At 70.6% G+C, this 22,034-nt stretch carries 20 protein-coding genes; 5 read left to right on the top strand and 15 right to left on the bottom strand.

Features of this window, described 5'->3' with window-relative positions; genetic code table 11:
* Window positions 1–567: 567 nt before the first annotated feature.
* Window positions 568–1,803, bottom strand: a complete 1,236-nt coding sequence (locus AB0H64_RS41355; protein ID WP_357636415.1) for an endonuclease/exonuclease/phosphatase family protein — start codon at window positions 1,801–1,803, stop codon at window positions 568–570.
* Window positions 1,804–1,981: 178 nt separating this feature from the next.
* Here AB0H64_RS41355 and AB0H64_RS41350 point away from each other — a divergent pair, with 178 nt between their 5' ends.
* The 4 genes from AB0H64_RS41350 (at window position 1,982) to AB0H64_RS41335 (ending at window position 7,441) form a co-directional block, all read left to right on the top strand.
* Window positions 1,982–3,973 carry an FHA domain-containing protein gene (locus AB0H64_RS41350; RefSeq protein ID WP_357636413.1) on the top strand — a complete coding sequence of 664 codons (1,992 nt, stop codon included), beginning with the start codon at window positions 1,982–1,984 and terminating at the stop codon, window positions 3,971–3,973.
* Window positions 3,974–4,073: 100 nt separating this feature from the next.
* Window positions 4,074–5,456, top strand: a complete 1,383-nt coding sequence (locus AB0H64_RS41345; RefSeq protein WP_357636411.1) for an FAD-dependent oxidoreductase — start codon at window positions 4,074–4,076, stop codon at window positions 5,454–5,456.
* 245 nt (window positions 5,457–5,701) lie between these two features.
* Window positions 5,702–6,886 (top strand): DUF2786 domain-containing protein, encoded by a 1,185-nt coding sequence (locus AB0H64_RS41340; protein ID WP_357636407.1) that lies wholly within the window; start codon window positions 5,702–5,704, stop codon window positions 6,884–6,886.
* A gap of 231 nt (window positions 6,887–7,117) precedes the next feature.
* Window positions 7,118–7,441 carry a hypothetical protein gene (locus AB0H64_RS41335; RefSeq protein WP_357636405.1) on the top strand — a complete coding sequence of 108 codons (324 nt, stop codon included), beginning with the start codon at window positions 7,118–7,120 and terminating at the stop codon, window positions 7,439–7,441.
* Window positions 7,442–7,549: 108 nt separating this feature from the next.
* Here AB0H64_RS41335 and AB0H64_RS41330 read toward each other — a convergent pair whose 3' ends face one another.
* The 8 genes from AB0H64_RS41330 to AB0H64_RS41295 all read right to left on the bottom strand — a co-directional run bounded on the left by AB0H64_RS41330 (window position 7,550) and on the right by AB0H64_RS41295 (window position 15,142).
* Window positions 7,550–7,720: a hypothetical protein gene (locus AB0H64_RS41330; RefSeq protein WP_357636403.1), complete on the bottom strand. Its 171-nt coding sequence runs from the start codon at window positions 7,718–7,720 to the stop codon at window positions 7,550–7,552.
* A gap of 202 nt (window positions 7,721–7,922) precedes the next feature.
* Window positions 7,923–10,646 (bottom strand): DEAD/DEAH box helicase, encoded by a 2,724-nt coding sequence (locus tag AB0H64_RS41325; protein ID WP_357636401.1) that lies wholly within the window; start codon window positions 10,644–10,646, stop codon window positions 7,923–7,925.
* A gap of 95 nt (window positions 10,647–10,741) precedes the next feature.
* On the bottom strand, window positions 10,742–11,671 hold the full coding sequence (locus AB0H64_RS41320) for a YegS/Rv2252/BmrU family lipid kinase (protein ID WP_357636399.1): 930 nt from the start codon (window positions 11,669–11,671) through the stop codon (window positions 10,742–10,744).
* 16 nt (window positions 11,672–11,687) lie between these two features.
* A complete protein-coding gene (tatC, locus tag AB0H64_RS41315; protein WP_357636396.1) occupies window positions 11,688–12,578 on the bottom strand; it encodes a twin-arginine translocase subunit TatC in 891 nt (296 codons plus the stop codon).
* Between the two features lie 41 nt (window positions 12,579–12,619).
* Window positions 12,620–12,937 carry a Sec-independent protein translocase subunit TatA gene (tatA, locus tag AB0H64_RS41310; RefSeq protein WP_357636393.1) on the bottom strand — a complete coding sequence of 106 codons (318 nt, stop codon included), beginning with the start codon at window positions 12,935–12,937 and terminating at the stop codon, window positions 12,620–12,622.
* Between the two features lie 63 nt (window positions 12,938–13,000).
* The gene (locus tag AB0H64_RS41305; protein ID WP_357636391.1) at window positions 13,001–13,168 is read right to left on the bottom strand and encodes a hypothetical protein; all 168 of its coding nucleotides are present in this window, start codon (window positions 13,166–13,168) and stop codon (window positions 13,001–13,003) included.
* Window positions 13,165–14,130 carry a WYL domain-containing protein gene (locus AB0H64_RS41300; protein WP_357636388.1) on the bottom strand — a complete coding sequence of 322 codons (966 nt, stop codon included), beginning with the start codon at window positions 14,128–14,130 and terminating at the stop codon, window positions 13,165–13,167. Before AB0H64_RS41300 ends, AB0H64_RS41305 begins: the two co-directional genes overlap by 4 nt.
* Window positions 14,131–14,167: 37 nt before the next feature.
* Window positions 14,168–15,142 carry a WYL domain-containing protein gene (locus AB0H64_RS41295; RefSeq protein ID WP_357636385.1) on the bottom strand — a complete coding sequence of 325 codons (975 nt, stop codon included), beginning with the start codon at window positions 15,140–15,142 and terminating at the stop codon, window positions 14,168–14,170.
* A 38-nt stretch (window positions 15,143–15,180) separates the two neighbouring features.
* Between AB0H64_RS41295 and AB0H64_RS41290 the strand changes: the two genes are divergently transcribed.
* Window positions 15,181–16,263 carry a DUF3866 family protein gene (locus AB0H64_RS41290; RefSeq protein ID WP_357636383.1) on the top strand — a complete coding sequence of 361 codons (1,083 nt, stop codon included), beginning with the start codon at window positions 15,181–15,183 and terminating at the stop codon, window positions 16,261–16,263.
* Here the strand turns inward: AB0H64_RS41290 and AB0H64_RS41285 are convergent.
* The 6 genes from AB0H64_RS41285 to AB0H64_RS41260 all read right to left on the bottom strand — a co-directional run bounded on the left by AB0H64_RS41285 (window position 16,209) and on the right by AB0H64_RS41260 (window position 21,720).
* A complete protein-coding gene (locus AB0H64_RS41285) occupies window positions 16,209–16,688 on the bottom strand; it encodes a DUF3291 domain-containing protein (RefSeq protein WP_357636381.1) in 480 nt (159 codons plus the stop codon). The genes AB0H64_RS41290 and AB0H64_RS41285 overlap by 55 nt on opposite strands.
* A gap of 33 nt (window positions 16,689–16,721) precedes the next feature.
* Window positions 16,722–17,384, bottom strand: a complete 663-nt coding sequence (locus AB0H64_RS41280) for a helix-turn-helix domain-containing protein (protein WP_357636378.1) — start codon at window positions 17,382–17,384, stop codon at window positions 16,722–16,724.
* Between the two features lie 63 nt (window positions 17,385–17,447).
* A complete protein-coding gene (locus AB0H64_RS41275; RefSeq protein WP_357636376.1) occupies window positions 17,448–18,389 on the bottom strand; it encodes an FKBP-type peptidyl-prolyl cis-trans isomerase in 942 nt (313 codons plus the stop codon).
* Window positions 18,390–18,473: 84 nt separating this feature from the next.
* On the bottom strand, window positions 18,474–19,832 hold the full coding sequence (pafA, locus tag AB0H64_RS41270) for a Pup--protein ligase (protein WP_357636373.1): 1,359 nt from the start codon (window positions 19,830–19,832) through the stop codon (window positions 18,474–18,476).
* 288 nt (window positions 19,833–20,120) lie between these two features.
* A complete protein-coding gene (locus AB0H64_RS41265; RefSeq protein WP_357636371.1) occupies window positions 20,121–20,717 on the bottom strand; it encodes a hypothetical protein in 597 nt (198 codons plus the stop codon).
* A 91-nt stretch (window positions 20,718–20,808) separates the two neighbouring features.
* Window positions 20,809–21,720, bottom strand: coding sequence for an SIMPL domain-containing protein (locus AB0H64_RS41260; protein ID WP_357636369.1), 912 nt, complete (start codon window positions 21,718–21,720; stop codon window positions 20,809–20,811).
* Between the last annotated feature and the right edge of the window lie 314 nt (window positions 21,721–22,034).

Genomic DNA, 22,034 nt, shown 5'->3' with positions numbered 1-22,034 from the left:
CATCACCCCGTTTCGGAATACACAGAGCTATTGTTCCGTGTCTCACGGCGAGGGGATTTATGCAGGTCAACAACCACGGCACGGTGAACGGACAGAACAACACCCACAATAACTATTACTCTGGCAGCGATCCCGCGCACCATTTGTCCGCCGCTCGCCAAGCCCTGAAACGCCGCGACCTCGCGAACACACTGAACCCCAGCTGGAAGTCGTCCGCACCCGACTGGACGGCACCTACCGCTCGGACCCGACCCTTGTCCCCGCAACTGCGCTACTGGCCATCATCGACGAGGATCTCGACCATCTCCACCGGCACGAGCCCGAGCTCTTCACGCGACATCTCGCCGCCGCTGCGGCCGCGAACTCCCAGGAGCACGGGCCAGCCATTTCCAGGTTGGGGACTCCTCCACATGCCTCAGCCTGGCCACGCTGAAGCTCGCTCTTGCCATTCTTGGAGGGGGCACCTATGCATGGACCCCTTCTCCCCGCTCCCGTACGTCTCCGTCATCCCGCCGCCGGAACTGTCGGATGCCTGATACGGCTCACCTCGACCATGGGGATCGCGGGTCAGCCGATGCAGGCGCCCGCAGGCGGTGTGACGAAGTAGCTGTCGGCGATCACCGGAAGGTGGTCGGAGGAGAGGGAATTCGGCACGGCCGCCCCCGCGCACGGGTTCTTGAGTTTCGGCGACGTGAAGATGTGGTCGATGCGTTGGTAGGGATTGGTGGAGGAGTAGGTGTAGCCGGTCACGTTCGGTCTCAGCCGCCAGGCGTCGTTGAAACCCATGCTCACCATCGGTGTCAGCTCGCCGGGATCCTTCGAAGGGTCGCTGTTCATGTCGCCACCGAAGATGGTCGGCGCCGCGTCCGGCCGGTGGTTCCGCTCGCTGATCCGCGCGACGACCTGATCTATCTGCGCCTTCCGTGTTCTCCTTTCCGCGTCTGTCCGCCCGAGGGCGAGGTGGGTGCCGTAGACCGGCACCCACATGCTGCCGGAGACGTTGATTTCCGCCGAGATGAGTACGCGGGGCGCACGTCCCGCGTCAAAGGGGAGCACGAAACGGTCCGTGTTCCTCATCGGATATTTGCTGAGTATCGCGTTACCGGCATCCTTCTCGGCATCGACGCCCGCCCAGTCGTTCCAGTAGATGACGTTCATGCCGAGCGCTTGCGCGAGCTTTTGCGGCTGGTCCTCCGTGCAGCGATTCGCCTCGTTGACAATGAGAATGTCGGGGTCGTTCCGCCGGATTGTGGAAGCTACGCTCCCCAACGAGTTCGGCGGGATGGTCGAGCACTTCCCACCCGGCCACCCCGCGTTGATGTCAGTGATTCCATGATGGATGTTGTAGGTCATGACCCGGAAGACACCTGCGAGCTTGTTCCGCTCGGGCAGATAGTCAACCCTGACCTCGCTCCCGCATGCCGTGTCATTGCATTCCTGAAGGGTGGGGGGCGAACCGTAGACGGGATTCTCGACCACCGGGAAGGCCGCGCCCGCCGACGTTCCCGTCGCGGTGACCGTCCTCCCGTCGGGCAGGCGAATGAGCAGCCTTGCCTGCTTGCCGTCGTCGGGCCGGGTGTCCCACACCGTTCCCTCTATTTCGTAGCTGCGGGACTTGTACCATCCACAGGCCCAGACGCCTCCGGTGTCGGCCTTGCTCGGTGTCGAGTACCAACGCTGCCAACCATCGCGGCGCGCACACTCCAGTGCGGCCGCCTCGGCCGTGCTCGGCGCCAGGCCGATGAGGAACGGTAACGCCGCTATCGCGATGACGAGGATGAGCAGCGGTCTGGCTCGGCTCATGGGGAGACCTCCATGAGCCGATGCTGCATCGCAGTGATGCCATGATCAAGGGGCAGGTCACGTCATCGTCGATTGAACCGATGTGCGTACTTCCCACTTACGCGACTGCTTTTGGTCGCACATGATGGACGTGGACTCATCGATGACTGGGTCTCTTGTCACGATTAAGGAAGGCATCATGCCCCCTGCCATCGTCGGACACGACGGCCCCCTCACCGACCACCACTTCCCGCTCGGTGACACGCCGACCACCTTCGGCCGCAGGCAAGACTGCAGCGTGGTGCTCTCCAGCGAACGAGCTTCGCGCCGCCACGCCGAGATACGCCACGAGGCAGGGCATTACATCCTGCACGACCTGCGAAGCCGAAACGGAACGCTGGTCAACGGCAAGCGCGTCACCTCACAGGTGCTCCAACCGGGCGACCTGATCACGATCGGCGACGAGCAGTTCCGCTTCCTGCCCTCCGACGACGTCGCGACGGTCTTCGGCGCATCCCCGCTGCCGCAGGCAAGCGGGCCCGCGCCATCAGGGGATCCGGGGCCGGTACTCCGGGTGACCGTTTCCGGCGGTGGGCCCGTCGGGTTGAGCCTCGCGCTCCTCCTGGAGCACCTCATGGGCTCACGGGTCGTCGTCACCGTCTACGACGGCCGCTGGGCCCAGGACGGTTCCCGGGTCGCGTGGAAGGGACAGGATCAGGGCAATGTACGGCGCCAGCAGGTCGTCACGGTCCAGAGCCGCCAGTACCTGAACCTCCCCGGCCCGGTGCAGGCTCGGCTGTTCAAGCCCGGGGCGTACTCCGAGATGTGGCCGCCCGGCCCCGACTCCATCCGAGGGCACGCCCCACGTAACCTCCGCATCTCCTACATCGAGGACACGCTCCTGGAGATGGCCGGCGAGAAGTTCGACCGCATCCGGCTCGTCCCCACCCGCTTCAATCCCGATGAGCATGGCGACAGCGCGAAGCAGGATCATGTGCTCGCCATCTGCGAGGGTGGCCGTTCGCGCACGCGGGAGCATTTCACCGGCAAGTTCGGCACCGCCGACAGTTCGATCTACTCCCTGAACGACCGGCACCTGCAGGATGTCGTGCTGGGCTTACGCGTCAAGTCCGACCTGCCCGACGCCATGTCGGTCCTGCTGACCGTGGCCCAGAACCGCTACCTGCTCAACGCCCTGGGCGGCGAGGGTTTCCTCAACATGCGGCTCACCGACGAGGAGGCCGAGGAGGTCATCGGCATCGATCCCGTCCGTCGCGTGTTCGAGGAGTGTGTCGCCGCCAACCCGTGCATGATGGGCCGCACCGCCGAGGGCGACTTCCACTGCTCCACCCACGGCACCTTGTTCCTGCCCGCCCTGATCAAGGGGTCTGCCCTGTGGCGGCGGGTGCAGGAAGGGCTGGTGATGTTCGGCGTAGCCGAGTACAACCTCAGCGCCGTCACCGCCTTCCGGCTCGACATGGTGCAGCGGCCGCGCTTCACCGCGCGCCTGCACGCCCCGACGTCCACCACTCCGGGCACTTACGGCTTCCTGCTCGGCGACGCCGCCAACGCCATCCACTTCTGGCCGGGGCGCGGGCTCAACAGCGGGCTGGCCTCGGCCATCTCTCTGGCCCGGTCGCTCAGCCAAGCCTGGCGCGGGCGGGCCTTCCGCGACGCGGACTTCATCCGCCACGAGGCGGCCATGGCGATGCTCCAGTACCGTCACAAGAGCCGTGCCTGGCAGGCGATGGTCGCTACCGACGAGGACGGCGTCACACGTGCCATCAAGGACAACATCGCCAAGGGGTGCGCCCAAGCGCAGGCCGCTCCGACTTCCGACGCGCAGGTCGCGGCGGACATCGACACACTGATGGTCCGGCTCGGGCTCATCCGGGGCCGTCTGTCACAGCGTGTCTCCGGTCTGCCCGACGACGCCGCCCTGCGTGCTCACCTCGGCCGGCTGTCGGCTGAGACCCTGCGCATCCTGGTCATCAGCGACGTGTGGGACACGGCGGTCATGGGCGGTGAGGAGGTCGACATCGACATCTTCTACCGCGAGGAGCGCGCGGCCGCTCCGGGTGGAGAACCTGTGTGGGCTCCACGACTCGCCAGCGAGCGCGAACAGCACACCAGGGTGATCTCCAGATCGACAGGCCGATCGCCACGGCCAACGGCACCGGCTCCCCGGTAGATCCGCTTCACCCTGCCTCCGGCGGCCCAGGTCACCCAAGGGTCCTTCTCCGGCTGGAGCTGGGTAGGCTCCGAGCCGTGGCCTCGATTGACGTGACTCGGTGAGCACCACCCGTCTGCTGGTCATCGGAGCCGATGCGGCAGGGATGAGTGCAGCGCACCAGGCGATCCGGGCGGCCGGGACCAAGCTGGCCGTGACCGCGCTGGAGGCGACCGGCGATACGTCGTACTCCGCCTGTGGCATCCCCTACTGGGTCGCCGGAGACGTGTCCAGCGGCAACGCCCTGGTGGCCCGCACCGCCGAGGAGCACCGGGCAGCCGGGATCGACCTGCGGCTCGGCGCCACCGCGACCGGGATCGACCGGCAGGCCCGCACCGTCACCTACCAGGATGCCGGCGGTGAGCAAGTGCTGGGCTACGACGAGCTGGTGATCGCGACCGGTGCGTCGGCCGTGGTACGGGACTGGGCCATCGACCCCGGCACCGGGCAGCGGTACGCCGGCGTCGCGCCGGTCAAAACGCTCACCGACGGCGCCGTCTGGTTGGACCTGCTCGCGGGACTGTCCAAGGGCAGTGGCCGGGTGGTTGTCGCCGGCGGCGGCTACATCGGCGTCGAAATGGCCGAGGCCGCCAGGAGACGTGGCCACGAGGTCACCGTGATCACCCGCGGTCGGGTGATGAGTTCCTTGGACCCGGACCTGTCCGCTCGAATCGAAAAGGGGATGCACGAGGCGGGAGTCCGGGTCGTGGCCGGCTCACCGGTCGTGCGGCTGGACGTGGCGGACGGACGGGTGCGTGGCGTGTACACAGCGGAAGGCGAGCACTATCCGGCGGACCTGGTCGTGCTGGCACTGGGGGTCACACCGAACACCGGTTTCCTTGACCTCGACACGTTGCCGAGCGGCCCAGGCGGCGGTCTGCGACCCGAGCCGGACGGGCGCCTGGCCGACGGCATCTGGGCCGCCGGTGATTGCTGCGAGACCCGGCATCGGCTCACCGGCACGTGGACCTACCTGCCGCTCGGCACCCATGCCAACAAACAGGGCCGGATCGTCGGCACGAACCTCGTCACACCAGGCACGCTGCGGTTCGGCGGCGTGCTGGGCACCGCGATCACCCGATTCGCCGCGGGCACGACCTACTTGGAGATCGCCCGCACCGGTCTCAATGAACGTGAGGCAGCCGCCGCGGGCATCGAGGTGACGTCCCTGGTCACCGAGGGCAGCACGGCCAGCGGCTACATGAGCGAGGCCGACCCGGTCGCGGTGAAGTTGCTGGCCGCGCCGTCGGACCATCGGCTGATGGGCGCGCAGATCGTTGGCGGGCGTGGCGCGGGCAAACGTATCGACACCGTTGCCACCGCGTTGTGGCACGGCGCGACCGTTGATGACTTAGCCTGGTCCGACTTGTCGTACGCGCCGCCGTTCGCCACCGCGTGGGACATCGTACAGGTCGCGGCCCGGCGGCTGGCCGACAGTTTGTAACCGGCCTCCGGCCGGTCCTGCCCCACTTCCCGTCCGTGCTCGCCGCCGCGCCATTGCAGCTGCTCGGCACGTGCTGCTCGCACGCCCGAACGGCGCTACCACGAGCGAAACCGGGCTGCTCTTCGCCTGCTACGCCACGAAACGCTTCAGAATGGGGCATAGCTCCCGACCTGGGACGACAGCCCCACCCCCCGGCTCCGTCGCGGTAGGGTTCTGGCGGACTTTCTTCAAGGTGGATGGCACGTGTGAGTAAGGCTAATGAGCTGATCGGCGCGGCGATGGAGGCCCTTGCCCGCGAGGATGAGGCGGCCTTCGACTCCGCCGCCGCCTTCCTCGCCGACCAGGACGACGCCGATCGCGTGCTGGTGGAGGTTGCGACCCGGGCGATCTCGGGATTGTGGCGGAACGGCTGGCAGCCCGCCGACGTGGTCAGGATCGCGGCCAGGCGGCTGACCGACTGGCACGGGCGGGCGGCGGCTGACCTCATCGCCTGGGAGATGCGGGCCTACGCGCCGGCCACGGTGGATGAGCGCTGGCGCGACCAACTCGCCGGCCTGGAGGCCGCGGTGTGGTGGAAGGGCGACTACCTGGCGGCGCGGCAGGCACGCGACGGGGCCGGCCGACTGGTGACCGTCTCCGGTGGGCTGGAGCTGCTGGGGTTGCTGACCGGGCTGCCGCGACTGGAGTCGTTGAGCCCGCGGCCCGGGGCCGCTCGCTGTACGGTCCAGGCGCGCCCGCGCGCGGTCAGCGAGAAGACGTTCGCGCGGGTGCGGGCGCTGCTTGCCAAGGCGGAGTCGACGACGTACGAGGCGGAGGCGGAGACGTTCACGTCGGCGGCGCAGAGCTTGATGGCGAAGTACAGCATCGACGCGGCGATGCTGGACGCGCAGCCAGGCGGAGGGGAGGCTCCGGCGGGCATCCGGGTCGGCATCGACGCGCCGTACGAGCAGCCCAAGGCCGTGCTGCTCAACCTCATCGCCGAGGCCAACAGGTGCCGGGTGATCTGGTCGCAGGAGCTGGGGTTCGCCACCGTGCTGGGGTTCTGGGCGGACCTGTCCTGGGTGGAGGTGCTGTTCACCTCGCTGCTGGTGCAGGCGCAGACCGCGCTGGTGAACTCGGGCACCAAGAAGCACGGCACCGGCCGGTCGAGGAACAAGACGTTCCGCCAGTCGTTCCTGTCGGCGTTCGCCTCCAGGATCGGAGAGCGGCTCGCCGAGGCCACGACGGGTGTGGTCGCGCAGGAGAGCGCCAGCCGGAGCACCGACCTGGTGCCGGTGCTGGCGGCCCGCGAACAGGAGGTGGAGCAGGCGGTCGAGCGCATGTTCCCGAACCTGGTCTCGCACTCGGTCCGCACGTCCTGGGACCGGGAGGGCTGGGCGGCCGGCCGTACCGCCGCCGATCAGGCCAGCCTCGGGGCGCGAGACCGATAGCGCCTGTATCCCTACCGCTGGTGCTGCGCTTGAGAAGCTCTCGCGCCTGCGTCTGCCGTCGTTGGCAGAGGGATGTGGAGGTGGCGCAGATGGCAATGGCTCATGTGCAGGGCAGCAGGAGATGCGGTTGTGTCGATCCCGTGACCGGAGCCCTGGCCGGCTTCCGAAATCTGGCGATCAGCACCATGCGCCTGGCCGCGTGTCGGGGATGTGCGGCATGGGCGCCTGTCGGTGGAGGAGCAGAAGTCGTCCCGAACGAAGATGGCCCGCCATCCCAGCGGCCGGTTCTTCTCCTCACGTTACGGCGTTTTCGTGCTGTTCATGACCGAAAGGAAACTTGGCGCCTACCGCACCACTCTCGACGCTGGCACCGGACTCCGTGAGACCGCCGAGCAGACGAGTGAGTACAGGTACGGCGACATCGTTTCGGTCAGCGTCAGGACCGTTCCACTGATCACACCCGAGAAGAAGCGCGAGGGTTCGGACGAGAAGCAGTTGGCAGCCATCCGTCGGAACATCCTCGCCACAGGCGCCTCCAGCCGAATTTCCACCTAGCCCCTTCTGATTCGGCGGCGATATCGCTTGGCGACACTCGTTGCCCATTGATTCCTGGCACGGCCGTGGCCGCGCCCGGGTGGAGGGGCGCGGCCACGGCGGCGCGGGTCACTTCTTGAGGACGTTCCAGCCCGCCCCCACCCCCATCAGGTGCAGGGCGACGGCGAGGAGTCCGGCGAGCCCGAGCGTGGTGACCGTCAGGACGCCGCCCACGGAAATGCCGGCGAGGGCGAAGATCAGGGCGAGCAGGAAGAGCAGGGCTCCGACGAGAGCGAACATGGCAACCTCCGGGGGTCCGACGGACGCCGGGGTTCCGTGCCGGGGGCGGGCCTCAGCGCGGTGCGTCCGAAGCGTGACGGGCTTTCCGACATGGGGATGTCCGCCAGGTTCGGGCAGGAAACTGGCCGGGTGGTGACGATGCGTAAACCACCGATGACAACACCTTGACCGGGCGGTCAGTCCGCCCCCGTCGAGCCCCGCCTCAGGTGAGGGAGGAGTAGGCCACCACGCCGCGCCGCATGCCGTCGATCGCCTTGGACGCCGTCTGCTTGATCTTGCTGTCCGGAGGCGCGGCGTTGCCGAGCTGGCCGAGCAGGTCCATCAGCTGCTTGACCCACCGGACGAAGTCGCCGGCCGCGAGCTCGTTGCCGTTGATGCCGTCCATGAGGACCGCGTCCAGGGTGTGCCCCTTGGTCCACCGGTACGCCGCCCACGCGAACCCCAGGTCGGGCTCACGGATCGTGTCGAGGCCGTGGTCGGACTCGATGCCCTCCAGCTCCGCCCACAACCGCACCATCGCCGTCAGCGCGTCCTGGGCCCGCCCCGCCGGGATCTTGGGACGGCGGGCGTCGTCGGCCTGCCGCGACTCGAACACCAGCGCCGACACGCACGCCGCCAGCTCCGCCGGCTCCAGCTTCTCCCACAGCCCGCTGCGCAGGCACTCGGCCGTCAGCAGGTCCAGCTCGGTGTAGAGGCGGCCGAGGCGGCGGCCCTCGTCGGTGACGGTCTCGTCCTCCAGGTAGCCGAGCTGCTCCAGCACCGCGCAGATGCGGTCGAACGTGCGCGAGATGACATGGGAACGGCCCTCGACACGCCGCCGCAGCCCCTCGGTCTCACGCAGCAGCTTGTAGTAGCGCTCGGCCCAGCGGGCGTGGTCCTCGCGCTCGTCACAGCCGTGGCACGGGTGCTGCCGGATGCGCCGCCGCAGCTCGTTGATCTCCTCGTCCTCCACCGCGTGGTCGCGCGCCCTGGCCGGCTTGCCGAGGTCACGGTCGCCGATCTTGGCGAGCAGCGTGGAGACGAGGTTGGCGCGCTCCTTGGGGGCGCGGGCGTTGAAGTTCTTCGGGATGCGCAGCTTCTCGATCGGCTCGACCGGAACCGGGAAGTCGGCCGGGTCGAGCTTCTTGACCTGCTTGCCGATGGTCAGCACCAGCGGGCTCGGGCCGGTGCCCCGGGGGTTGCGGCCGGGGTCGAGGACGATCGCCAGGCCCGCCCGGCGCCCGCCGGGCACCCGGATCACGTCGCCCGGCTGCAGCGCCTCCAGCGAGCGTACGGCCGCCGCCCGCCGCGCCGCGCCGCGCTGGCGCGACAGCTCGGCCTCCCGGTCGGACAGGCGCCGCCGCAGCCCCGCGTACTCGGTGAAGTCGCCCAGGTGGCAGGTCATGGCCTCCTGGTAGCCCTCCAGCGCCTCCTCGTGCTTGCGCAGCTGCTTGGCCAGGCCGACGACCGCCCGGTCCGCCTGGAACTGCGCGAACGACTCCTCCAGCAGCGTGCGGGCCCGCTCGCGGCCGAACTGGCCGACGAGGTTGACGGCCATGTTGTACGAGGGCTGGAAGCTGGAGCGCAGCGGGTAGGTACGGGTGCCGGCCAGGCCGGCCACCGAAAGCGGGTCCATGCCGAGCTGCCACAGCACCACGGCGTGACCCTCGACGTCGATGCCGCGCCGTCCGGCCCGGCCGGTGAGCTGGGTGTACTCGCCGGGCGTGAGATCGGCGTGCGTCTCGCCGTTCCACTTGTCGAGCTTCTCGATCACCACGGTGCGCGCCGGCATGTTGATGCCCAGCGCCAGCGTCTCGGTGGCGAAGACGGCCTTGACCAGGCCACGGGTGAACAGCTCCTCGACGACCTCCTTGAAGGCCGGCAGCATGCCCGCGTGGTGGGCGGCCAGCCCCCGCTCCAGGCAGTCGCGCCACTCCAGGTAGCCGAGCACGGCCAGGTCCTCGTCGGGCAGGTGCGCGGTGCGCTCGTCGACGAGCTGGCGGATCTCGTGCCGCTCCCGCTCGGTGGTGAGCCGGATCCCCGCGTACAGGCACTGCGCGACGGCCGCGTCGCAGCCGGCCCGCGAGAAGATGAACGTGATCGCCGGCAGCAGCCCCTCGGCGTCGAGCTTCTCGATCACCTGGGCGCGGTCCGGCGGCCGCGAGCGCTGCGGCCGGCCGTAGCCGCGCCTGCCGCGGCCCGCGCCGAGCCGCTCGGCGTCGCGGGTGACCCGCATGAGCGTCGGGTTGATGCGGGGCACGTCGTCGTCGGTCATGAACATGTCGTAGATGCGGTTGCCGACCATCATGTGCTGCCACAGCGGCACCGGCCGGTGCTCGTCGACGATGACCGTGGTCTCGCCGCGCACCTCGCCCATCCACTCGCCGAACTCCTCCGCGTTGCTGACCGTCGCCGACAGCGCGACCAGCCGCACCGACTCGGGCAGGTGGATGATGACCTCCTCCCACACCGCGCCCCGGAACCGGTCGGCCAGGTAGTGGACCTCGTCCATCACCACGAACCCCAGCCCGGCCAGCGTCGCCGACCCGGCGTAGAGCATGTTGCGCAGCACCTCGGTGGTCATGACCACGATCGGGGCCTCGCCGTTGACGCTGTTGTCGCCGGTCAGCAGGCCCACCTTGGCGGTGCCGTAGCGCTTGACCAGGTCGTTGTACTTCTGGTTGGACAGCGCCTTGATGGGGGTGGTGTAGAAGCACTTCTGCCCCTGCTCCAGGGCGAGGTGGACGGCGAACTCGCCGACGACCGTCTTGCCCGAGCCGGTGGGGGCGGCCACCAGCACGCCGTCGCCCGCCTCCAGGGCCCGGCAGGCGTCGATCTGGAAGGGGTCGAGCTGGAAGTCGTAGAGACCCCGGAACGATCTCAGAGCGGCCCCGTCGTCCCCGAACCTCTCGCGGAAGGCCGCGTACCGTTCCGCTGGCGTCGTCATGACGTCAGCCTACCGAAACCACCATTCCGGTCCGTCCCGGTGCGCTCGGCGCTTCCCGGCCGGTGCCTTTACGTTGTAGATCTCGTACGTGGGGCTCAGGCGATGAGCTGGAGCACTCCCGGCAGCGCCTCGCAGGTCACCGGGCCGGTCCCGAGACGTTCGCCGTCGGCGTAGGCCGGCACGTCCGGCGCCTCCAGCCGCACGTGCCGCGCCCGCCGGACCGTGACGGACGGATGGCCGACGTGCGTGCCCCGGTAGACGCCCGGGAAGACCCGCAGGAACTCCCCCACGCCCACCGCCCCCACCACGACCACGTCCAGCAGCCCGTCGTCGGGCCGCGCGCCCGGACAGACGCGCATGCCGCCGCCGTAGGAGTGGGTGTTGCCGACCGCCACCAGCACCGCGTCACGCTCGACGACCTCCTCGCCGTCGAGGGTCACGCGGAACGGCACCGGCCGGAACGCGCGCAGCTCCCCCAGCACCGCCCGCACGTACCTGGCCCGGCCGGAGGGCCACGTCAGCCGGTTGGCGCGCTCGTTGACCCGGGCGTCGAAGCCGCAGCACAACACGCCGGCGAACAGCTCGTCCCCCGCGTCCTTTCCGGCAGGGCCCTTTCCGTACGGGCCCGTTCCGGCCGGGCCGGTGACGGCGCGGGCCGCGTCGACCGGCCGCGTCCTCATGCGCAGCACGGCGCGGGCCGCCGCCATCGGGTCCGCGGGCACGCCCAGGCCGGCGGCGATGTCGTTGCCCGTGCCGGCCGGGATGATGCCGAGGGGGACGTCGGTGCCCGCCACGGCCTGGACGGCCAGATGGACCAGCCCGTCGCCACCGAAGGCCACCAGCGCGTCGGGCCGCTCGGCCACGCACGCGCAGGCCCGTTCGAGGGCGTCGGCGGCGTCGGCTCCGGCGATCACCGAGACTTCCGCGCCACCCATGCGCAGGCGGCGCACCACGGGCTCCAGCAGGCGCAGCGCGCGGCCGCCCCGGGCCGCGGGGTTGACGAGCAGGGCGAGTCGAGGGGACACGCCCGGAACCTATCGCCTATCTGCCCGAACCGGAATCCTCTTCGACCGTGCCGGTGTCCTCCGGCAGCGGCGACGCCTCGTCGTCGGACAGGTGGGAGAAGTCCTCACCGGACGGCGCCCGCTTCTCGCGGACGTACATGAACCACTCGGCCAGGAAGTACAGCACGATCATGGGCGCGGCGAGCGCCATCATCGTCAGCGGGTCTCCGCCCGGCGTGATCACCGCGCCGAAGACGAACATGAGGAACACCACCATGCGGCGGTGCTTCTTCACGGTCGCGTGCGGCAGGACGCCGATGATGTTGAGGAAGACCAGCAGCAGCGGCAGCTCGAACGAGATGCCGAAGATCACCAGCATGATGAGCACGTAGCTGACGTACTCGTCGATCTGGATGATGGCCACCGTGTCGCTGGGCGCGAATCCCAGCAGGATGGCCAGGCTGGTGTCCATGACGAAGTACGCCAGCAGCGCACCGACCAGGAACAGCGGGATGGCCAGGCCCAGGAAGGCCAGCGAGTAACGCTTCTCGTTGCGGTACAGGGCGGGCGTCACGAACGCCCAGATCTGGTACAGCCAGACCGGTGAGGAAACGACGATGCCGACCATCGCCGAGACCTTCAGGGTCAGGAAGAACGACTGGAAGATGCCACCGTAGGTCAGCGTGCAGCCCGCGCGGAGCTGGTGCGCCTGCGGCGTCGCGCAGAAGGGCGCCTTGATGAACGCCCACACCGGATCGAAGAAGAACCAGCCGAGGATGATCCCCACGATCACGGCGGCCGTCGCGATGAGCAGCCGGTTGCGCAGCTCCCGCAGGTGGTCCATCAACGGCATGCGGGCGTCGGCGTCGGGGTCGGGCTCCGGCCCTTTGCCGCTCGACTTGCCGCTCGACCTTTTCAGCAGCGCCATCTACCAGTCCAAGGTGACGAGGGGACGAGGAGGGAACAGACTCAGGCCTGCTTGTCGGCCTTGGCCGCGGCACGCAGCCTGGCCGCCTGCTCCTCCAGCTGGCGGGCCTGCTCCTCGGCCGACAGCGCCGGCGCGGCCGGGATCTGCTGGGCGGCGGGCTGCGGCTGCGGCTGGGCCTGCGCCTGCACCGTGGTCCGCTGCTCGTCCTCGTCGTCGTCGCGCAGCTTCGCCGTCTCCGACTTGAAGATGCGCAGCGACCGGCCGACGCCCCGCGCCATCTCCGGCAGCTTCTTGGCACCGAACAGCAGGACGAGCACGAGTGCGATGATCAGAAGCTCAGGAACTCCGAGTTGCGACATGTAACGTCCTTACCGAGGTAGTGCGTTTTCAGCCATGATGGTACGCCGCCCGGGGACCGGTCTTCATCCCCCCTGACCCCGCAATCCGGCCGAGTGGGACTCGATCGCCGCCCGCGCCACGGCCACCTCTCTGTTCAGACTACGCGCCGCGGCGGACACCCGCACACCTGCCCAGGCCAGCATTCCCAGGCCTACCAGGGCCAGCACCGCCGCCACCACGATCCACATCATGACCGGTGAGCGTACCGGGCCAGCGCCGACTCGGCCTCCTGGCGCACCCGCGCGGCCATCGACGGCGGCGAGACGATCCTGCCCGTGTCACCGAGCCGCAACGCAAGCTTCACCACCCAGTCCTCGTCCCGAGCCCGCAGCGTCACCCGCAGACGGCCCTCGCCGAGCTCCTCGGCCCGCTCGCACGGGTAGTACTCGGCCACCCAGCGTCCCGCGGCGGTGACCTCCAGCTCGACCATCTCGTCGGTGGGCGAGGGCCGGAAGACGCCCTGGGCCACGTCGATCGGCTCGGCCCCGGCGGGCGGGTCGGCGGGCACGTCGAGCACGTCCACGCCGAGCATCCGGTCCAGCCGGAACAGCCGCATGGCCTCCGCCCGGTAGCACCAGCCCTCCAGGTAGGTGCGGCCGTCGGCCACGACCAGCCGCATCGGGTCGACCTCGCGCGGCGTCACCTCGTCGCGGCCGGGCACGTAGTAGCGCAGCGACAGCCGTCGCCGGCCGGTCAGCGCCTCGCGGACACGGGGCAGCGCGTCGGGGGCGGCGTCCACGTCCACGGCGACCTGGCTGCTCACCGAGGACGCGCCCTCGCCCGCGGCCCGCTCCAGCTTGGCCACCACGCGCGGCAGCGCGTCGCCGGGGACCTCGGCCAGCTCCGGCATCGCGGCCAGCATGCGCAGCGCCACGAGCAGCGCGCTGGCCTCGTCGATGCCCAGCCGCAACGGCCGGGCGATGGTGTCGGCGTTGTCGATGAGGATCTCGCCGCCGTCCCACGACACGTCGATGAGGTCGCCCGGGGTGTGGCCGGGCAGCCCGCACATCCACACGAGCTGCAGGTCGTCGATGAGCTGCTTCTCGCTCAGCCCGAACACCTCGGCGACCTCGCCCACCTGGGCGCCCGGGTGGGACATCAGGTACGGCACGAGGGCGAGCAGCCTCGGCAGCCGGTCGGCCGAGCCGCTCACGCCGCCCCCTCGCCGGGCGCGGATCCGGTCATGCCGGTCATGCGAGGGCTCCCTTCAGTCTGCTGATGACGGCCTCACGGGCGTCCGGCGGCTCGACGACCTCCACGTCGGAGCCCAGGCTGGCCATCCACCCGGCCAGCCGCTCGGGGTCGGAGAAGGCCAGCTCCGCCTCGTCCCACTCCGCCGGCTCCTCCCGTGCGGGGCGGACGGCGCGGGCGAGCTGGCGCAGCCCCTGGCAGGTGCCCCGGCGCACGCGTACGACGGCCACGCGCTCCTCCATCGTCGACTCCTCCGGGAAGTCCACCATGGAGCGCAGGTCGACGCCCTCGGGCACCTGGACGGCGCCGGGCCGGCCCACGGTGGCGACCTGGCCGGTGATGCGGCTGAGCCGGAAGGCGCGCGGCGCCTGACGGTCGCGGTCGAACCCGGCGAGGTACCAGCGCCCGCGACGGCTGACCACGCCCCACGGCTCCACGGTGCGGGCCCGCACACTCTCGCTGCCGGCGCCGCGGTAGTCGAAGCGCACCGCCCGCCGGTCGCGCACGGCCTCCCACAGCGGCGGGAACGCCGGGTCGCGGGTGTCGACGCGCAGCTCCAGCACCCCCGTCTGGCCCAGGCCGCCGACCGTCTCGTCGGTCGCCACCCCGCCGGCGCGCAGCTTCAGCAGGGCGCCCGAGGCGGCCTCGGCCAGGCTCGCGCGCTGCCACACCTGGGCGGCCAGGCCCAGCACGGCCGCCTCGTCGGGCTCCAGGGTGATCTCGGGCAGCTCGTACGACTCGCGCCGGATGCGGTAGCCGGGCTCGTCCTCCCAGGGGTCGCGCACCACGTCGATGGGGATGCCGATCTCGCGCAGCTCGTTCTTGTCGCGCTCGAACATCCGCTGGAACGCCTCGTCGCCGTCGCGGTCGTAACCGGGCACCGCGTGGCGGATCTGCTCGGCCGACAGGGGACGCCTGGTGGCGAGCAGGCAGATCACCAGATTCAGCAACCGCTCGGTCTTACGGCGCGACATCTGCCTCACTCCTCCTTCATCGACGCTACCCTGCCCCCGTGATCAGATGGCGCAAGGGCGAGGTCGTGCGGGTCCGCCGCGAGTGGCCGGGAGCGGTGGAGCTGGACGTCGCCGTGCCCGAGGGGCGGTGCCGGGCGCTGGCCTATCCGGCTCTGGTGGGCCGCCCGGAACCCGGCGACGAGGTGCTGCTCAACACGACGGCACTCGCGATGGGTCTCGGTACGGGAGGTTACGCCATGGTGGTGGCCGTCCCGAACCGTTTACCGGAAGATCCCCAAGGGCCGGGGCACCTGGTGAAGGCCCGCTACACCCCGATGCAGGCGACGGTGCTCGGCGCGGACGAGCAGGACTCGCCTCATCACGAGGTCCTGCGCGAGGCCGACTCGGTCGACGGGATGCCCGTGGTGGTGGCCGACCTGCACTCGGCGCTGACGCCGATCCTGTGCGGCCTGTACGAGGCGGTGCCCGGGGGCGCGGGCGGCGGCGTGCGGGTGGCGTACGTGATGCAGGACGGCGGGGCGCTGCCCGCGTGGTTCTCGATGGCGTGCGCGACGCTGCGGGAGATCGGCTGGCTGGCCGGGGTGGTGACGATCGGGCAGGCGTTCGGCGGCGACGTGGAGGCGGTGACCACGCACACCGGGCTGCTGGCGGCCCGGCACGTGCTGGAGGCCGACGTCGCGATCGTGGCCCAGGGCCCGGGCAACCTCGGCACGGGCACGCGGTGGGGCTTCTCCGGCGTGTCGGCGGGCGAGGCGGTCAACGCCGCCGCCGTGCTGCTCGGCCGGCCGGTGGCGGCGCTGCGGGTCAGCGAGGGGGACCGCCGCGAGCGGCACCTCGGCGTGTCCCACCACTCGCTGACCGCCTACGGCCGGGTGGCCCTGGCGCGCGCCCGCGTGCCGGTGCCGCTGCTGCCGGGCGAGTTCGGCGAGCGCGTCCGCGACCAGGCCGAGCTGCTGGCCGTACGGCATGAGCTGGTGGCCGTGCCGGTGGACGGCCTGCACGAGGCGCTGCGCGACTCGCCGGTGCGCCTGTCGACGATGGGGAGGGGCCTGGAGGAGGACCTGGCCTACTTCCTGGCCTCGGCGGCGGCGGGCAGGCTGGCGGCCTCGCTGCTCTCGTAGGGCTCCTGGAAGGTGAACGCCTCGGGGCCGGGCCCGTGGGCCTTGAGGCGTTCCAGGCGCTCCATCCCCTCGGCCAGGGTCGGGATGTGCCCCTCGGGCACCCACCACATCACGCTGTACGGCTCCGCGATGCGCAGGAACCACTCCCTGCGCCGGCGCAGCGCGCCCAGATGGGCGGTGCGGTAGACGAAGGTCCACAGGGCGTCGACGGACTCCCAGATCGAGAAGGTGACCACCAGGTGGTCGCCGTAGTCGTGCGTGATCGTGGCCGTCGGGTCCTCCTCGCTCTCCTTCATGCGCCACACGAAGCCGGGGGCGCTGTCGGCGAGGTTGTTGACCGGCTCCAGGAGCTCGACGAAGGAGGCGAGCTCGGGCCCGTCGATGGGCGCGCGCAGATGGGCGACATTGAGCTGGGCGAGATGCATGGCGCTCAGCACACCATGCCCCGCACTTCTATGTCAATCTTCATTTGTTTTAGAAGACCGGGACGGACCGGCGAGCGAGACGCAGCACTCCCCCGGCCTCGGATCCAGCTCCGCCCGCTCCGGACGGTCGCCCAGGCCCTCCAGGAGGCCCTGGCACAGCGCGAGGTTCATCGAGCACACCAGCAGCGGCTGCTCCTGTGACAGGGCGTGGAAGGGGCAGTTGCGCAGGCGCAGCCGGCCAGCTTCGGTGTACGGCTCGTAGCCCCGATCGCGCAGCACCGCCTCGACGGGCTCGCCCCGGTGGGCACGGGCCAGCCGGGCGCCCGCCGCCCTGGCCGCCCCCTCCGCCCGCTCCTCGGCGCCCAGCGCGTCCACCACGCCCGCCAGCACCGAGGCCAGCACGCCGTAGTCGCGCGGCGGCAGGCTCACCGACCGCTCCCCCGCGGCCCGCCGGTACACCTTCGCCGGGCGCCCGCTACCCGGGCCGCGCCGCTCCTGCTGCCGGAACCCGCTCTCCAGCAGGCCCGCCTCGACCAGCTTGTCCAGGTGGTGGCCGGCGAGGGTCCTCGACACCCCGGCGGCCTCCGCGGCCTCGGCCCTGCCCACCTCGCCGCCTGCGCCCGCCACGGCCTCGTACAGACTGCGCCGCACGGGGTCGTGCAGCAGGGACAGGGCCTCAAGGTGGTCTTCACGCACAGCCGGAGTCTAGGCCGCGCCGGCGCCCTCTCCGGACGCCGGCGCGGCCCGCGCTCACGTACGTCAGTAGGCCGACAGGACGTCCACCACGAACACGAGCGTGCTGTTGGCCGGGATGCCCTGCTGCTCCTGCGCGCCGTAACCCAGGTCCGGCGGGATGCTCATCACCACGCGGCTGCCGACCGGCACGCCCACGAGGCCCTTCTGCCAGCCCTGGATGACGCCGGACAGCGGGAACGACGCCGGCTGCCCCTTGGCCCAGCTGGAGTCGAACTCCTTGTCGGTGCCCCAGATCTTGCCGGTGTAGTGGACGCTCAGGGTGTTGGCCGCCTGCACCTTCTGGCCGGTGCCCTGGATCAGCGTCTTGACGACGAGCTCCTTCGACGGCTTCTCACCGGTCTTGGTGGTCAGCGCCGGGGCCTTGTCGCCGCCGGGGCTGACGACCTTGACACCCTTGATGCTGTCGCCGGTCTCCTTGCCGGCGGCGGCCTTCAGCGGCTCCGGCGGCGCGCCGACCACGTCGATGACGAACACCTTCGTCGGCTGGGCGGCCTGCGTCTGCTGCGCCTGCTGCTGGGCGGAGTCAGAAGCCATCACGGCCAGCAGCCGGCCGCCGTGCTTGACCTTCGAGAAGCCGTCACGCAGCACCTGCGGGAGCTGGTCGGTGACCGGGATGGTCTCCGGCTGCTTGGTGTCGTAGGAGGAGCCCTGGAAGGCGTTCTGCTTGCCGTCCCAGTTGTAGACGGTCAGGTTGACGATCACCTGGCCGCCCGCCTTGACCGCCGGGCCGGTGCCCGGGGCGATCACCTCGTACGACGACTTGGTGGCGGGCGTGCCCGAGATCGTCACGGTGGGCTTGACGCCCACGTTCCCGGTGACCTTCACGCCCGCCGAGCCGCTTCCGGCCCCGTCGGAGCTGGAAGCGGTGCTCGGGGCGTCGGAGCCGCACGCGGCGGCGAAGAAGATCAAAGGCACGGCGGCCAGGACGGCCAGGGCGCGGCGCATGGAGTTCCCTCGGTAGCGACAGCAGATTCGCGTCACCCTATCCGACCGTCGGGTAGGGCCGAGGTAAACCAGCGGGTAAAGCGGCTACATCCCGGCGATGAGCTTGTCCACCCGCTCGTCCACGCTGCGGAACGGGTCCTTGCACAGCACGGTGCGCTGCGCCTGGTCGTTCAGCTTCAGGTGGACCCAGTCGACCGTGAAGTCGCGCCGCTTCTCCTGCGCCTTGCGGATGAACTCGCCGCGCAGCCGCGCCCTGGTCGTCTGCGGCGGCACCGACTTGGCCTCGAAGATCTTGAGGTCGGACGCCACCCGCTCCACCGAGCCGCGCTTCTGCAGCAGGTAGTACAGGCCGCGCTTGCGGTGCACGTCGTGGTAGGCCAGGTCGAGCTGCGCCACCCTCGGCGAGGACAGCGGCAGGTCGTACTTCTTGCGGTAACGCTCGATGAGCTGGTACTTCGTCACCCAGTCGATCTCGCGGGCCACCAGGTCGAGGTTGCCCGTCTCGACCGCGGTCAGCGTGCGCTCCCACAGCTCCAGCACCTGCTGCGCGACCGCGTCGCCGCCGCGCCGCTCGACGAAGTCCTTCGCCTTCGACAGGTACTCCTGCTGGATCTCCAGGCTCGACGCCTCGCGGCCGTTGGCCAGGCGGACCCTGCGGCGGCCGGTCATGTCGTGCGAGACCTCGCGGATGGCCCTGATCGGGTTCTCCAGCGACAGGTCGCGCATCACGGTGCCCGCCTCGATCATGCGCAGCACCAGGTCGGTGGCGCCGACCTTGAGCAGCATGGTCGTCTCGCTCATGTTCGAGTCGCCGACGATGACGTGCAGGCGGCGGAACCGCTCGGCGTCGGCGTGCGGCTCGTCGCGCGTGTTGATGATCGGCCTGCTGCGGGTGGTGGCGCTGGAGACGCCCTCCCAGATGTGCTCGGCCCGCTGCGACACGCAGTAGACCGCGCCGCGCGGCGTCTGCAGCACCTTGCCGGCGCCGCAGATGATCTGCCGCGTCACGAGGAACGGGATGAGCACGTCGGCCAGCCGGCCGAACTCGCCGTGCCGGCCGACGAGGTAGTTCTCGTGGCAGCCGTACGAGTTGCCGGCGGAGTCGGTGTTGTTCTTGAACAGGTAGATGTCGCCCGCGATACCCTCTTCGCGCAGCCGCTTCTCGGCGTCGACGAGAAGGCCCTCGAGGATCCGCTCCCCGGCCTTGTCGTGGGTGACGAGTTCGATGACGTTGTCACACTCGGGTGTTGCGTACTCAGGATGGCTGCCCACGTCGAGGTACAGGCGTGCGCCGTTGCGGAGGAAGACGTTGCTCGATCGGCCCCAGGACACGACCCGCCGGAACAGGTAGCGCGCGACCTCGTCGGGCGACAGCCTGCGCTGTCCCCGGAACGTGCAGGTCACGCCGTACTCGTTCTCCAGCCCGAAGATGCGACGATCCATCACCTCACACTATGCCCACGGATCGGCTCGCGGGAGAGATCTTCGGCGTGTTTTGCCGCCCCACGCCCTTCCAGCCCCCCACCCGCCCGCTTCGCCCCACCATGACCCCCCACATCCCCGTCGTCACACCCTCGCGCGCCCCTCCTCCCGTCCTGGCTTCGGCCTCCTCACGCGACCCCCGTGGAACCGCCGCCGCCCCAGGAGCCGCCCGGACACGGGAACGCCGCCTCCTCCCGGGTGGGAGGGGCGGCGCGTCACGGCTGTCCTGGACGACGGCCCGCGAGGAGGTCAGGGGGTGTAGATCTCCTGGACCTTGACGATCTGACCCTTGTAGACGGTGATCAGGGACGCCTGGCCGTTCTTCTTGTGCCGCTTGAGCAGCACCGAGCGGGAGCAGCTGTTGTTGCCGAGCCCGGTGGAGCGGCTGACCGTCATCTGCGACATGGTGGCCTTGCAGCCGAACGCCGACAGGTACACGACGTCCTTGGCGACGGGCGAGGCGTAGACCGTCACGTCACCCTCGGGCGGGCCGACGAAGAAGCCCTCGGTCTGGGTGCCCTTCTTCCACTTGATCGGCTCGTACTCGGCGACACCGCCACGGACCGCGGTGATCCAGCCGCGCAGGATGCCGTCGTGCCGCGAGTGGATGCCCTTGGTGAAGTCGTGCTTCGGGTCCGCCTGGAAGGTCGTCCCGAAGATCTTCGGGGCCTTGAAGTCGGGGAGCGGCCGCGGAGCCGCGGCCGCTCCGGAGGCGCCGGTGGGCGCGCCCGTGAAAGTGCCCGTGGAGGCGCCCGTGGAAGTGGACGCCCCGGCGGCCGCGCCGGAGGTCAGGGCCAGGGCCGCGGTGGCGCCGCCCGCGAGAAGCGTACGAAGGGGAGTCTTCACGGACAGGTGAGATCCTGCGCCTCCCGCCGGAGTTCGACCCATCAATGGTGACATAGGTCACATTCTCCGGCGGGGGCGTTCACCGGCCGGGTCAGACCAGCTCGTACACCACGTTGACGATCACAGACACGGACGACTCGCCGGGGCTGACGAACGCCCCGTCGGCCATCGCGTACTGCCGTGTCGGCGCCTCGGCCTGCTCGTCCATCCGCACGACCCGGCCCACGTGCCGGCCGGCCAGCGCCGCGAGCTGCCGCGCCTTGGCCAGCGCGTCCCGGTAGGCCGCCGCCCGCGCCTGCTGCACGAGCGCCTCACCCTTGGAGATCTCGAACGTGACACCGTTGATCTGGACCTCGTCGCCGACCGCCGCGACCGCGTCGATGAGGGCGTCGGCCCGCGACAGGTCGCGCAGCAGCACCTCCACGCCCTGCGAGGCCCGGTAGCCGACCACCTGGGCGCCGTCCTTGTACTCGGCGCCGAGGGTGAGGTTCTCGGTCCGCAGGTCGTTCACGGAGATCCCGGCGCCCTGGACGGCGGCGGCGAGCCGGGCCCGCGTGGCCTTGGCGGCGCTGAACGCGGCGGCGGCCCGGTCACGGCGCACCTCGACGCCGACGCTGAGCCGCATGACGTCGGGCGGCCCCTGGACGGTTCCGCGTCCGACGACGGCGAGCTGCGCCGGCTCCCCCGGCCACGTGCCCGCCGTACGCGAGGAGACGCCGAGCGACCCCGAGACGTGAGGAGCCGTACGCGAGGAGGCGCCGGACGACCCCGAGGCGCGGGGGGACGGACGGGAGGAGGTACGGGAGGACGGGCCCGAGGAGGCGGGACGCGGCGTGCGGGCCCCGTGGGACAGATGGCCGGCGGGCCGGGAGGCGTGCGGGGCGGCGGGACGGGCGAGCGAGGGAGACTCCGGCTTGGGTCCGGCGGACGCGAGCGCGGGGACGGCCTGCGCTCCCAGGAGGACGAAGGTGGCGGAGGCCACGACGGCACTCAGTTTGATCATGAGATCATGGCAGCACCCGGCACCCCGGCCGCCCGCCGCCGACACCCGGCCCGCCCGACATTTGACCGAACCCGGACGCCACGGGGATGGCACCGGGCAGCCCCTTTACCGATGCCCACCGGCCCCTGCCGCACGTGCCCGCACAGACGCCCGGCCGATCTGCCCATCCGCCCGCCCGCCCACGCACGCGAGCGCTGGACGGTTCGGGGGCGGGCCGTCGGACGCCGGGCGGCTGGCAGGCGAGCGACGCCGGCGGGCACCAACGGGCCGGGTGGGCCGCGGGGGGGGGGGGTATTGTGGCGGGGGGGGGTTAA

The sequence above is a fragment of the Nonomuraea sp. NPDC050733 genome (genome assembly GCF_040654215.1).
In the GTDB taxonomy this organism is placed as follows: Bacteria; Actinomycetota; Actinomycetes; order Streptosporangiales; family Streptosporangiaceae; genus Nonomuraea.
Note: the sequence above shows the minus strand (reverse complement) of the source record. Positions and strands in the feature narration are given on the sequence as shown.

Coding starts and splice junctions, on each gene's coding strand:
- AB0H64_RS41285 (WP_357636381.1), bottom strand. CDS start 16,688: ATGCATCTCGCCCAGCTCAATGTCGCCCATCTGCGCGCGCCCATCGAC.
- AB0H64_RS41305 (WP_357636391.1), bottom strand. CDS start 13,168: ATGATGTGGATCGTGGTGGCGGCGGTGCTGGCCCTGGTAGGCCTGGGA.
- AB0H64_RS41355 (WP_357636415.1), bottom strand. CDS start 1,803: ATGAGCCGAGCCAGACCGCTGCTCATCCTCGTCATCGCGATAGCGGCG.
- AB0H64_RS41350 (WP_357636413.1), top strand. CDS start 1,982: ATGCCCCCTGCCATCGTCGGACACGACGGCCCCCTCACCGACCACCAC.
- AB0H64_RS41330 (WP_357636403.1), bottom strand. CDS start 7,720: ATGTTCGCTCTCGTCGGAGCCCTGCTCTTCCTGCTCGCCCTGATCTTC.
- AB0H64_RS41260 (WP_357636369.1), bottom strand. CDS start 21,720: ATGATCAAACTGAGTGCCGTCGTGGCCTCCGCCACCTTCGTCCTCCTG.
- tatC (WP_357636396.1), bottom strand. CDS start 12,578: ATGGCGCTGCTGAAAAGGTCGAGCGGCAAGTCGAGCGGCAAAGGGCCG.
- AB0H64_RS41325 (WP_357636401.1), bottom strand. CDS start 10,646: ATGACGACGCCAGCGGAACGGTACGCGGCCTTCCGCGAGAGGTTCGGG.
- tatA (WP_357636393.1), bottom strand. CDS start 12,937: ATGTCGCAACTCGGAGTTCCTGAGCTTCTGATCATCGCACTCGTGCTC.
- AB0H64_RS41295 (WP_357636385.1), bottom strand. CDS start 15,142: ATGTCGCGCCGTAAGACCGAGCGGTTGCTGAATCTGGTGATCTGCCTG.
- AB0H64_RS41275 (WP_357636376.1), bottom strand. CDS start 18,389: ATGCGCCGCGCCCTGGCCGTCCTGGCCGCCGTGCCTTTGATCTTCTTC.
- pafA (WP_357636373.1), bottom strand. CDS start 19,832: ATGGATCGTCGCATCTTCGGGCTGGAGAACGAGTACGGCGTGACCTGC.